This window comes from uncultured Marinobacter sp. (assembly GCF_963974375.1).
Lineage (GTDB): Bacteria > Pseudomonadota > Gammaproteobacteria > Pseudomonadales > Oleiphilaceae > Marinobacter.
The window spans coordinates 1-11356 of sequence record NZ_CAXBDN010000133.1 but is presented as its reverse complement, the minus strand read 5'-3'; the positions used below and the strand labels follow the sequence as shown (position 1 = coordinate 11356).

12 protein-coding genes are annotated in these 11356 nt (G+C 59.1%); 10 read left to right on the top strand and 2 right to left on the bottom strand.

What is annotated here, in order from left to right; genetic code table 11:
- The 7 genes from ubiG to rdgC form a co-directional block, all read left to right on the top strand.
- On the top strand, window positions 1-573 hold a 573-nt coding region (ubiG, locus tag AAC035_RS12220; protein ID WP_339804521.1), incomplete at its 5' end, for a bifunctional 2-polyprenyl-6-hydroxyphenol methylase/3-demethylubiquinol 3-O-methyltransferase UbiG.
- A complete protein-coding gene (locus AAC035_RS12215) occupies window positions 573-1247 on the top strand; it encodes an HAD-IA family hydrolase (RefSeq protein ID WP_339804518.1) in 675 nt (224 codons plus the stop codon). The genes ubiG and AAC035_RS12215, both read left to right, overlap by 1 nt.
- 95 nt (window positions 1248-1342) lie before the next feature.
- Entirely contained in the window at window positions 1343-2092 is a 750-nt protein-coding gene (locus AAC035_RS12210) for a YciK family oxidoreductase (RefSeq protein WP_339804527.1), read from the top strand.
- Window positions 2092-2355 carry a glutaredoxin family protein gene (locus AAC035_RS12205; protein WP_339804517.1) on the top strand — a complete coding sequence of 88 codons (264 nt, stop codon included), beginning with the start codon at window positions 2092-2094 and terminating at the stop codon, window positions 2353-2355. The genes AAC035_RS12210 and AAC035_RS12205 overlap by 1 nt, the downstream gene beginning before the upstream one ends.
- Before the next feature lie 12 nt (window positions 2356-2367).
- Window positions 2368-3138, top strand: a complete 771-nt coding sequence (yaaA, locus tag AAC035_RS12200) for a peroxide stress protein YaaA (RefSeq protein ID WP_339804513.1) — start codon at window positions 2368-2370, stop codon at window positions 3136-3138.
- 138 nt (window positions 3139-3276) lie between these two features.
- Window positions 3277-3477: a DUF2788 domain-containing protein gene (locus AAC035_RS12195; RefSeq protein ID WP_339804510.1), complete on the top strand. Its 201-nt coding sequence runs from the start codon at window positions 3277-3279 to the stop codon at window positions 3475-3477.
- A gap of 56 nt (window positions 3478-3533) precedes the next feature.
- On the top strand, window positions 3534-4463 hold the full coding sequence (rdgC, locus tag AAC035_RS12190) for a recombination-associated protein RdgC (RefSeq protein ID WP_339804506.1): 930 nt from the start codon (window positions 3534-3536) through the stop codon (window positions 4461-4463).
- Between the two features lie 27 nt (window positions 4464-4490).
- On the opposite strand, the gene AAC035_RS12185 is transcribed toward rdgC, so the two are convergent.
- Window positions 4491-7235: a GNAT family N-acetyltransferase gene (locus tag AAC035_RS12185; RefSeq protein WP_339804503.1), complete on the bottom strand. Its 2745-nt coding sequence runs from the start codon at window positions 7233-7235 to the stop codon at window positions 4491-4493.
- A gap of 216 nt (window positions 7236-7451) precedes the next feature.
- Here AAC035_RS12185 and AAC035_RS12180 point away from each other — a divergent pair, with 216 nt between their 5' ends.
- Window positions 7452-8378: a histone deacetylase family protein gene (locus AAC035_RS12180; protein ID WP_339804498.1), complete on the top strand. Its 927-nt coding sequence runs from the start codon at window positions 7452-7454 to the stop codon at window positions 8376-8378.
- On the opposite strand, the gene AAC035_RS12175 is transcribed toward AAC035_RS12180, so the two are convergent.
- The gene (locus AAC035_RS12175; protein WP_339804496.1) at window positions 8375-9286 is read right to left on the bottom strand and encodes an OmpA family protein; all 912 of its coding nucleotides are present in this window, start codon (window positions 9284-9286) and stop codon (window positions 8375-8377) included. The two genes, AAC035_RS12180 and AAC035_RS12175, sit on opposite strands and share 4 nt — an antisense overlap.
- A gap of 144 nt (window positions 9287-9430) precedes the next feature.
- Here AAC035_RS12175 and pyrC point away from each other — a divergent pair, with 144 nt between their 5' ends.
- Window positions 9431-10492 (top strand): dihydroorotase, encoded by a 1062-nt coding sequence (pyrC, locus tag AAC035_RS12170; protein ID WP_339804493.1) that lies wholly within the window; start codon window positions 9431-9433, stop codon window positions 10490-10492.
- A gap of 103 nt (window positions 10493-10595) precedes the next feature.
- Window positions 10596-11222: a ribonuclease T gene (gene rnt, locus AAC035_RS12165; RefSeq protein WP_339804524.1), complete on the top strand. Its 627-nt coding sequence runs from the start codon at window positions 10596-10598 to the stop codon at window positions 11220-11222.
- The last annotated feature ends 134 nt before the right edge of the window (window positions 11223-11356 follow it).

Sequence of the window (11356 nt, the reverse complement as noted above, 5' to 3'; positions counted from 1 at the left end):
CGTAAAGTTCTCGATGTCGGCTGCGGCGGCGGTTTGTTGTCTGAGGGCATGGCCCGCCGCGGTGCCCGCGTGACCGGAATCGATATGGGCGAAGCGCCACTGGCGGTGGCCCGCCTGCATGGCCTGGAAACCGGTGTGGACGTAGATTACCGCCAGACCACCATAGAGTCGCTGGCTGCAGATGCCGACCAGCTCGCCAGCTACGACATCATCACCTGCCTCGAAATGCTGGAGCACGTGCCGCAGCCGGCCTCTGTCATCCAGGCCTGTGCCCGCCTGCTGAAACCCGGCGGGCAACTGTTTGTCTCAACCATCAACCGTAATCCCAAGTCCTACCTGTTTGCCATTGTTGGTGCTGAATATGTTTTGCGCCTGTTGCCAAAAGGCACCCATGAATGGAAAAAATTCATCCGCCCTTCTGAGATGACCGGATTTCTGCGGCAGGCCGGGCTACAGACCCACGACCTGACCGGCATGACCTACAATCCGGTCACCAGGGTCTACAAACTCGGCCGCGACGTTGATGTAAATTACATCATGCACGCATCCAAAGCCCCGGAGACAAACCCATAATGCAGATCGCCGGCAGCGGTACGCCGATTTCCACCGTGCTTTTCGATCTGGATGGCACCCTGATTGATACCGCACCGGACTTTGTCCGCTGCCTCAATCTGGTGAGGCAGCGATATCAGCTCGAACCGCTACCGGCAGAAGGTATTCGCCCCCATGTGTCGGACGGCGCCCGGGCCATGGTGCGACTGGGCTTTGGTCTGGAACCGGAGCACCCGGATTACGTGGAGCGCCACACCGCATTTCTGGATACCTACGCTGATCATATCTGCCAGGACACCGTGTTGTTTCCGGGGTTTGAGAGTCTACTCGTGGCCCTGGAGATGGCCGGAATTCCCTGGGGCATCGTCACCAACAAACCAGCACGCTTTGCGGTGCCCCTGCTGGATGCTCTGGGGCTGGCCACGCGCTGCAGTACCCTGGTGTGCCCGGATCACGTAAGTCAGCGCAAGCCCCACCCGGAAGGCCTTTTTCTGGCCTGTCGTGAGGTCGGTGCCGATCCGCTCCGGGGCGTCTATGTGGGAGACCACATCCGCGATATCGAGGCGGGTCGCAACGCCGGCATGACCACGGTTGCGGTGAGATACGGCTATATCGTTAATCCGGCAGAGGTTGATCTCTGGCAGGCTGACCATACTGTAGAGACCGTGGAGCAGCTGATAAATCTGTTACAATAGGGCGCTATAAAGCCGTCTACTTTCAGTCACTGCTTTGCCATTACTTGACAACAAGCGGAGTGTTCATGAATCAGAGCGTCACCACGGAACAGGCCATGCAGAACTATCAGGCACCGGAAGGCCTGCTGACAGACCGGATCATTCTGGTTACTGGCGCCGGTGACGGGATCGGGCGGGTAGCGGCCAAAACCTACGCAGCCCACGGCGCGACGGTCATCCTGCTGGGCCGCACCATCTCCAAACTGGAATCCGTCTACGACGAAATTGAAGCGGCCGGTCACCCCAAGCCCGCCATTGTGCCGCTTAATCTTGAGGGTGCAGCGGTCAAGGATTACGAAGAAATGGCCATGACCATCGAGCAGAATTTCGGACGGCTGGACGGTCTGCTTCACAACGCCGGCATTCTTGGCACCCGTAGCCCGGTTGAGCTCTACGACCCGGAAACCTGGACCAGAGTCATGCAGGTCAACGTCACGGCACCGTTCCTGCTGACCCGGGCCCTGATTCCGTTGCTGCGCCAGTCCGGTGATGCTTCGGTGATCTTCAGCTCCTCCGGGGTTGGTCGCAAGGCCAAGGCCTACTGGGGCGCTTACGCAGTATCAAAGTTTGCACTGGAAGGCCTGAGCCAGTTGTTGGCGGATGAACTGGATGACGAACGCCATAACGTGAGGGTGAACAGCCTGAATCCGGGCGCAACCCGCACCAGCATGCGTATCATGGCCTACCCGGCAGAAAATCCTAACCAGAACGTCAATCCGGATGCCCTGATGCCGTCGTACCTTTACCTGATGGGTGCAGACAGTCGCGGTGTCAACGGCCAGCAACTCAGTGCCCAGAGCAAATAATGGAACTGATTTTCTACACCACCTCCCATTGTGAGCTGTGCGAACTGGCCGAGGCGATTCTGGTGAACACGTCGCTGCCCTACCCGATTCCGGTCGAGGCCATCGACATCGCCAGTTCTGCAGCGCTGGTGGAACTCTACGGCACCCGTATTCCGGTGCTGCGCCGGGAAGACACAGGCACCGAACTGGGCTGGCCCTTTACCCGTGACGATCTCCTGTCGTTTCTCGGCCCCGCACCCGCCGGCCACGGAACACCCCATTGAGGAACCGCTGACATGCTGATGGTTATTTCTCCTGCCAAGACCCTCGATTTCGAAAGCCCGCTGGCCACGTCCAGCCATACCCAGCCGGCCTTTCTCGACGAGTCATGCAGGCTGGTGGATCAGCTTAAAACCCTGGAACCTCACCAGCTCAGTAACCTGATGAGCATCAGTGACAAGCTGGGCCAGCTCAATGCCGACCGGTTTCGCAACTGGCAGGTGCCGTTTACTCCGGAGAACGCCCGCCAGGCCATACTTGCCTTCAAGGGAGACGTCTACACCGGGCTGGCCGCCGAGCGCTTTGCTGAAGAGGATTTCAGCTTTGCCCAGCAACACCTTAGAATTCTTTCCGGCCTTTACGGGGTGCTGCGCCCCCTCGACCTGATGCAGGCCTACCGGCTGGAGATGGGCACCCGCTTTGAAAACGACCGGGGCAAGGATCTGTATGCATTCTGGGGCAGTCAGATCACCGACGCCCTGAATCAGGAACTCGCCGCTGATGATGGCGTGCTGGTGAACCTGGCCTCCAACGAATACTTCAAAAGTGTTCAGAAGAAACATCTCAATGCCCGGCTGATCACACCCCAGTTCAAGGACTGGAAAAACGGCCAATACAAGATGATCAGTTTTTACGCCAAAAAAGCTCGCGGTCTGATGTGCCGGTACGCTATCGAGAACCGGATTACCCAGGCCGACGACCTCAAGGGCTTTGATCTGGAAGGCTACCGGTTCAGCGTGGAAGATTCGACACGCGATAACTGGACCTTCCTGCGCGACGAGCAATAACCGCACAACAACACCGCCGGTCCGCACCCCGAAGACAGTCACGCCGTCCTGACCCGGGCTTTTGAACCCATCGGTCCGGTCTGGTGTTTTTTTCAACGACGGTAACGATAACCCTGACCGTTTGTGCGGAGTAGACAAATGACCGAAGCCCTGTTTTCCCAGATTGCCCTTGCGGTATTCTCCACCATCCTGATTGTCTGGATGGGATTCATTGTCTGGGACTTGGCAAAGAAATCCCAGGCTGGCCGATTTGGTACCATTGCCCTGTTCACTGTTCTGGGCGCCGGCGTGGTCGGTTTTGTGGTGAAGACCGTGCTGGTCGAGATCATGCAGATATAACCAGTTCCAGACTACCCGACTGCTCACTTATTCCGTTCATCGAAGGATCCGATTACATGTGGTTTCGCAATGCCCGAGTATTCCGTTTCACCAAGCCTTTTGACATAACCGCCGAACAGCTGGAAACGCAGCTCCAGGCCGACGCCTTCAAGCCCTGCGGGCCCCAGGAACTGGTTCGCCATGGCTGGGTTCCACCACTGGGCAAACACGGTCAGCAACTGGTGCACAGCGCCGGAGGCTACCATCTGGTAGCGCTGCGCAAGGAAGAAAAACTGCTGCCGGGTCCGGTCATCAAGGAACTGGTGGAGGAAAAGGCTGAAATGATCGAGGCTGAACAGGGACGCAAGGTTCGTCGCAAGGAAAAAGACGAGCTGAAAGAACAGGTTCTGCTGGAAATGCTGCCCCAGGCCTTTTCCCGCAATCGCCGCAGCTTTGCCTACCTGGCACCGCAGGATGGCATCATGGTGGTCGACGCGGGTTCCGCCAAACAGGCTGAAGATCTGGCATCAGCCCTGCGCAAAAGCCTGGGCTCCCTGCCGGTCAGACCTCCGGTGCTGGAACAGGCGCCGGCCTTCACCTTTACCGGCTGGCTCAACGAGTCCATTGACCTGCCGTCGGCCATAACCCTGGGTACCGAGTGTGAACTGAAAGATCCTTCCGAGGACGGCGGCGTGGTGCGCTGCAAGGGCATGGACCTGATGGCGGATGAAATCCGTAATCACCTCGAAACCGGCATGCAAGTGACCAAACTGGCGGTCACCTGGGACGACAGCCTGTCGTTCGTACTGGACGAGGAATTCGGCATTCGTCGCCTCAAATTCGGGGACACCCTGCAGGAAAAGCTGGACGATGTGGACGCCGACGATGCCGCCGCCCGCTTTGATGCCGCCTTTGCCCTGATGACCCTGGAGCTGGCCCGGGTGATTCCGGGATTGCTGGAGGCCATGGGCGGCGAAGACCGCTCTGCCATCATCGAGGAAAGCTGACAGGACGACTGTCGCGGACCGTACCGCTCAGGTATAAATCCGCGACAGTCGCTCCCGCTGCCAGTCTTTTTCCGGCTCGTTGAGCACCAGCCTGAGATCCATGACTTCCTCCTCACGGTTGTACTGGATCTCAAACCCCAGGTGTTCGGCCAGTTGCAGCATCGGACGGTTTTCTGACAGGACATTACCCACCATTTCCATGGTGCCCCGGGACCGGCAGTAGTCGATCATCTTCTGCATCAGGGCAACCCCCAGGCCCTCACCTTTCATCTTGTCGTGCACCATCACCGCAAACTCGCAACGCAGGTTGTCAGCGTCGGTCCAGACCCGCACCGTGCCCAGGGTTTCCTCGCCTTCGCCGTCTTCCCGGGGCGCGTTGGCAATAAATACCATTTCCCGGTCGTAATCGATCTGCACCATCTGGGCAACGTCTTCCCGGGAAAAATGCTTGCGATACTGAAAAAACCGATAGCGGATGGACTCCGGCGACTGCAACTCATGGAACGCCCGGTGTGAGGGCTCGTCTTCTGCCAGCACCGGCCGGATAATCACCCGGCGACCGGACTTCGGCAATACCATCCACTCCTCCAGCTCGCGGGGATAGGGCTGGATAATGGGTTTGCCCGGCTTGTCCGACAGATCGATCGACACGTCGACCGCCATCAGGCCGTTGTCATTGAACAGCAGAGGCGAGATTTCCAGACCTTTGATCTCGGGTATATCGATGACGATCTGGGACAGCGTGATCAGTACTTCCGAAACCGCCCGGATATCCCGCTCGGGCTGCTCGCTGAACTCTTCCAGCAACTTGAACATATAGGTGCGCCGCAGCAGTTCCCGGGCAAGCACCATATTCAGGGGCGGCAACGCGATCTGGCGATCGGTCATGACATTGATGCGGGCACCGGCAGCGCCACACACCACCAGAGGACCAAACAGTTCATCACGGGTAATCCCCACGCTGAAGGCAATGCCATCAATGTGCTTGTAGGCCCGCTGCACCGCAAAGCCAATGAAGCCGCTTTCCGGAAAGTGCTTCTGGTATTTTTCCATCAGCTCGCGGCAGGCCTCCAGAATATCGGTTTCGCTGTTGAGCCCGTGCACGGTTGAACGATAACGACCCTGGGCCTCGGCGTACTCCACAAACGGATGACAGGCCTGCTTGTGGATCAGGGTAACGTCCACCGGCCGGCGCTCGACCGCGTAGGCCTCGACCACTTCTTCAACATCATCACAGTAAACCGTCGGAATGGTATTGATGCCGTAATCCTTTAGCACCTCCCGGGCCTCACGGTTGGTCAGATACCCACGCTTTGCCCGCAGCGAATTCAGCACGATACGCCGGGTATTGGAATGATCCGAAAGGTGATCAGTATAGGATTCCGGAGTTTCCGCCAGCAGCCGTTGCACCCGCTGGTGATTGACATGCTGCATGAACGCCATCACCGCCTTCTCTGGCGAGAAGAACGACGGCAGGCCGGCCCGGTAGAACTCGTCCCGGGCATCCATGACCGTGCTCTGACCCAGCCAGCAGGTAAACACATTAAGCCGGGTACCCTTGACCGCCTGCACCACTGCATCGGCAATCTGCAGACTGTCTTCTGTCAGACTCGGCGCATACATCACCAGAACATTGGATACTTCCGGGTCTTTCGACAGAATCCTGATAGCCCTGGCATAGAGCTCCGGCGAGGCGTCGTAGTTGAGATCGATCGGGTTCTTGCGACTCCAGTAGGGCGGCAGAATCTTTGCCAGTTCATCGATGGAGGTTGCGGACAAGCTCGCCAGCTCACCACCCAGTGCGGCCAGGCGATCGACCGCCAGCACCCCGGGACCAACTCCGTTGGCCATGATCGCCAGGGTTTCCCGTTTCAGGGGCCGCATCCGGGTCAGGGTTTCCAGTGCATCGAACATCTGCCCGAGGCCATCCACCCGCAGTACACCCGCCCGTTGCAGCATGGCATCGTAGATCGGATCACTGCGGTGCAGGCCGGCCGGCAGTTCATGGCGGAACCACTCCGAAGCGGGCACCCGGCCGCTCTTGACCGCAATTACCGGTTTGGTGCGGGCGGCTACCCGAACCGCAGACATGAAGCGACGGGGGTTTGGAATATTCTCGATGTGTAACAGGATTGCCCGGGTCTGGGTATCCTGAGCGAGATAGTCGATCAGGTCATCGTGATCGATATCCATACTGTCGCCGAGGGTGAGGAAGTAGGAAAAACCGACGCCCCTGGCGAAAGCCCAGTCGATGACCGAGCTGGCAACACTGCCGGACTGGCCCACAAAGGCCACCTTGCCAGGCAGCGCGCCCATATGGGCATAGGTCGCATTGAGCTTGCGGGCGGGCACCATCAGGCCGATGGTGTTGGGGCCGAGCACGCGGATGCCGGTTTCCCGGGCCGCCTCACCGACGGAATACATGAGCGGCTGCCCGGTCTTGCTGTGGGCCCGGGACATGCCACCGGTCATCACCATCGCCGTTCGCACACCCGCCTTGCCCAGCCGCCGCACCACCTTCGGCACGGTATCCGGCGGTGTGCACACAATGGCCAGCTCCGGACTGAAATCCATCCTGGACACCTTGGGGACACAGGGAACACCGTGGACCGACTCGTACTCGTTCTGGTTGATCACCAGCAGGCGCCCGGGGTAACCGCCCCCCAGCAGGTTCCGTAACACCATACCCCCGAGATTGTCAGCGCGCTCTGAAGCGCCGACCACAACAATCGACGACGGGTTAAACAGGCTCTCCAGATACCGGGTGCCCAACGTAGCTCTCCTTAACTGAGGTCAGAAAATGGTTTCCTCTATCTTAGGCGTTGAAAGGTTGATGTAAAACGGATTTGTGGCTCTACGACCAAAGAACCATGGGCGCGGCCAAAGAATCGCAGCAAGGACCCATAATCCCTGATACCATTAATTAATGTTTCACGATAAAAAAAGACAAGCTACGGCCCAGCGGCCGGCGGGAAAAGTTCTGACACCATGACCACTGCGTTTTTCTCTCACGATGACTGCGCCCTTCATGACATGGGCCCGGAGCATCCGGAATGTCCAGAGCGACTGAGCCGGATCATCAGCTACATCGAAGATAGCGGACTTCACCACCAGCTGGACTGGATTCGTCCTGAAGAAGCAACCCGGGACCAGTTACTGACGGTGCATCCTGAAAAGTACCTGCACCAGCTGGATCTTATGCAGCCCACCCGGGGCCGGGTGTTTACCGACCCGGACACAGCGCTGATGGCGGATACCCTGAGAGCCGCCCGGCTCGCTGCAGGCGCCAACATTCAAGCGGTTGACATGGTGCTCAGCAGCCAGGTCACCAATGCCTTCGTCTGCGCCCGACCACCGGGGCATCATGCCGAACGCAGCAAGTCCATGGGCTTCTGCTTCTACAACAACATTGCCCTGGCCGCCATGCGGGCCCTGAATTTCCACCGGCTGGAGCGGGTTGCCATAGTGGATTTTGATGTCCATCAGGGCAATGGAACGGTGGATATTGTGCAGGGTGATGAGCGTATTCTGATGTGTTCAAGCTTTCAGCATCCGTTCTACCCTCACTCCCACGTTTACCGGTTACCGGAGAATATCGTCAATATTCCGATTCCGGCAGGCTGTGGCGGGGAAGACTACCGCAAGCGGGTAACCGAAGGCTGGGTACAACGACTGAACGACTTCCGCCCGCAGCTGATTCTGATCTCGGCAGGCTTTGATGGCCACCGGCTCGACCCCATGGCCGAGATGAATCTCGAGACCGAGGATTATCGCTGGATTACCTCACTGCTGGCGGATATCGCCAAAGAGCACGCCAACGACCGGATCGTGTCCACCCTGGAAGGGGGCTATCACCTGCGGGCTTTGGCGGAGAGTGTCGCCGCCCATCTGGACGTTCTGGTCAGCGCCGGCTAGCCACTGAAACCACCGCCACTGCCGCCTTCTGCCTGCTGCATCTCGGGGCGCTCGCCCTGACGTTGCAGCCGAATGGTGGTGCGACGGTTATCGGCGGCATTCCGTGACACCGGAAACTGGTCTGCGTGGGCCCGCACAATCACCTGATCCTCGGCAATGCCGGCGTCAATCAGATAGTCTGCCACCACCCTTGCCCGATCTTCCGAGATTGCCCGGTTCTGAATCCGACTTCCGATCCGGTCGGTGTGGCCATCCACAAAAACCAGTTCCACGGTGGAATCCGCCAGTACATAAGTGACGATCAGATCCAGCCGCTTGCGGTCACCGTCCGAAAGCCGGGCACTGCCGCTGGCAAAGGGAATCCGGGACCGACGGATCTGGTCATAGTTCACCGGCAACAGGGTCGACACACACTGGCGATAACCCTGATAGCCGGGCTTGAAATTGATGTTCGACAACCGCACCCGAACTGCGTCCGAACCATAGGCTGATTGCCGGGTCAGGGTTGGCGCCATGCCGTCCAGCAAACCTTGCACCAGCATCATGGACTCGGGATATGCCACCGAAACCACCCGCCGGCCCTCTTCCACATCGACGTAACCCAGCTTCCGGGTATCGGCTCCCGGACGCCAGGCCGGTGCCTCCACCGCCAGCATACCGCGCCCAGCCCGCATCAGCGGAACTTCAGCTTCCAGGTAAAACTGCAGGTTCTCCCCCGCCCGGTGACTGAACACGGCACGGCCATAGCCGGGAATGTCATGGGTCAGCGCGCAGTCAAAAATGGACTCGGACAGGTACCACTGACTGTTCTGCAGACCCGCGCCATAGCTCCCCGCAGGCAAAGGGTTGCTGACTGCCATCAGACCGATGGCAGAGAGACTCAGAGCGATGCGCAGTAGTGGTGACATGTGGCTCATGGCAGACCTGATGGTTCCAGCAAACCCGGTATCCGGGACCCCGTTATACCCGGGTATCGGCCGCCGGTGCGGATTCTTTAGGGGTATGCTTCTGATATACTGCTGCCGTTAAATGGCCAAGGACCTGCAGGTATCATGCTCGCATCATCACAACACCCACAGACACCCGACACCCTCACCATTACCCGCCCGGACGACTGGCACCTTCATGTCCGCGATGGCGCAGTACTCAATGATGTGGTGCCGGCAACTGCCCGCTGCTTTGGTCGCGCCATCATCATGCCCAACCTGGTGCCGCCGGTGACCAATGCGAGCCAGGCCCTGGCCTATAAACAGCGCATTCTGGCCGCAGCCGGAGACCACAACACCTTTGCGCCACTGATGACACTCTACCTGACCGGAGCAACCCGGCCACAGGACATCCTGGAGGCCCATCAGGCCGGCATACCCGCCGCAAAACTCTACCCGGCCGGAGCGACCACCAACTCGGAGTCCGGTGTCAGTAACGTGCGGGATATTGATGAGGTACTGGCCGCCATGGCGGAATGCGGCATGTTGCTGCTGGTGCACGGTGAGGTGACTGATGAACACACCGACATCTTTGACCGGGAAAAACATTTTCTGGACCGTGTGCTGACCCCGGTGCTGGACCGTCACCCGGAGCTGAGAGTGGTGCTGGAGCATATTACCACCGCAGACGCGGCCGAGTTCGTCCGCGGACAGCCCGGTGACCGTCTGGGTGCCACCCTGACCCCACAGCACCTGATGTACAACCGTAACCATATGCTGGTCGGCGGCATACGACCGCACCTCTACTGCCTGCCGGTGCTCAAGCGCAACACCCATCAGCAGGCCCTTCAGGAGGCGGTGGTCAGCGGCGACAACCGGTTTTTCCTTGGTACCGATTCGGCACCCCATGCCCGCGACCGCAAGGAAACCAGCTGTGGCTGTGCCGGCTGCTATTCCGCCTTCGGTGCCATTGAACTCTACGCCGGCGTATTTGAAGAACTGGGCATTCTCGACAAGCTCGAAGCATTTGCCAGCTTCAACGGCCCCGACTTTTACCGGCTGCCCCGAAACACCGACACCATCACCCTGATAAGGGAATCCTGGACAGTGCCTGACAGCCTGCCATTGGCGGATGGCTCCATTGTCCCGCTCAAGGCCGGCGAAACCCTGCACTGGAAACTCGCCTGATCCGAATGGGCAACCCACAGCAATACCCGATAACCGGCGTCCGTAATGGCCGCTTCAGCAAACCTGAGGAGACCGAGTGACTGAAACAACCACCCCCCATCCCATGTCAACCCGCTTTCGTGGCTACCTGCCTGTGGTGGTGGATGTTGAGACCGGCGGCTTCAATGCCAGCACCGATGCCCTGCTGGAGGTGGCGGCCGTACTGCTGACCATGGACAGCGACGGCTGGCTGGTCCGCAGCGAGACGATCGTGAGAGAGGTTCATCCCTTCGAGGGGGCAAACCTGGAACAGTCAGCGCTGGATTTTACCGGTATTGACCCCTGGCAACCTGAACGGCCAGCGATTGATGAGAAAACCGCGCTTGCTGATATTTTCGGACCCATTCGCAAGGCAATCAAGGCCCATGACTGCAAACGGGCTGTACTGGTGGGTCACAACGCGACCTTTGATCATAACTTCGTTTTTGCTGCGGCTACCCGTACCGATCTGAAGCGTAACCCGTTTCATCCGTTTTCCACTTTTGACACCGCCACCCTCGCCGGACTGGCCTATGGTCATACGGTACTGGCAGAGGCCTGTAAACGGGCCGGCATCGAGTTCAGTAGCCGGGAGGCCCATTCAGCCGCCTATGACGCCGAGAAGACCGCAGACCTGTTCTGCGCCATTGTGAATCGCTGGAAGGAACTTGGCGGCTTTCCTCACGCTGCTGTTGCAGAGCAGACTGACTGAAATCCACAAAGCAAAACGCCCCGGCAAAAGCCGAGGCGTTCTGGGTGACTGACCGGGGGACTAATCCGGTCAGCCGTATTGGCGTCCCCTAGGGGGTTCGAACCCCTGTTGCCGCCGTGAAAGGGCGGAGTCCT

What these genes read in the sequence shown, in the direction of transcription:
- rnt (WP_339804524.1), top strand. Translation starts at nt 10,596, where the DNA reads ATGTCAACCCGCTTTCGTGGCTACCTGCCTGTGGTGGTGGATGTTGAG.
- AAC035_RS12215 (WP_339804518.1), top strand. Translation starts at nt 573, where the DNA reads ATGCAGATCGCCGGCAGCGGTACGCCGATTTCCACCGTGCTTTTCGAT.
- AAC035_RS12175 (WP_339804496.1), bottom strand. Translation starts at nt 9,286, where the DNA reads ATGTCACCACTACTGCGCATCGCTCTGAGTCTCTCTGCCATCGGTCTG.
- pyrC (WP_339804493.1), top strand. Translation starts at nt 9,431, where the DNA reads ATGCTCGCATCATCACAACACCCACAGACACCCGACACCCTCACCATT.
- AAC035_RS12210 (WP_339804527.1), top strand. Translation starts at nt 1,343, where the DNA reads ATGCAGAACTATCAGGCACCGGAAGGCCTGCTGACAGACCGGATCATT.
- AAC035_RS12195 (WP_339804510.1), top strand. Translation starts at nt 3,277, where the DNA reads ATGACCGAAGCCCTGTTTTCCCAGATTGCCCTTGCGGTATTCTCCACC.
- rdgC (WP_339804506.1), top strand. Translation starts at nt 3,534, where the DNA reads ATGTGGTTTCGCAATGCCCGAGTATTCCGTTTCACCAAGCCTTTTGAC.
- AAC035_RS12205 (WP_339804517.1), top strand. Translation starts at nt 2,092, where the DNA reads ATGGAACTGATTTTCTACACCACCTCCCATTGTGAGCTGTGCGAACTG.
- yaaA (WP_339804513.1), top strand. Translation starts at nt 2,368, where the DNA reads ATGCTGATGGTTATTTCTCCTGCCAAGACCCTCGATTTCGAAAGCCCG.
- AAC035_RS12180 (WP_339804498.1), top strand. Translation starts at nt 7,452, where the DNA reads ATGACCACTGCGTTTTTCTCTCACGATGACTGCGCCCTTCATGACATG.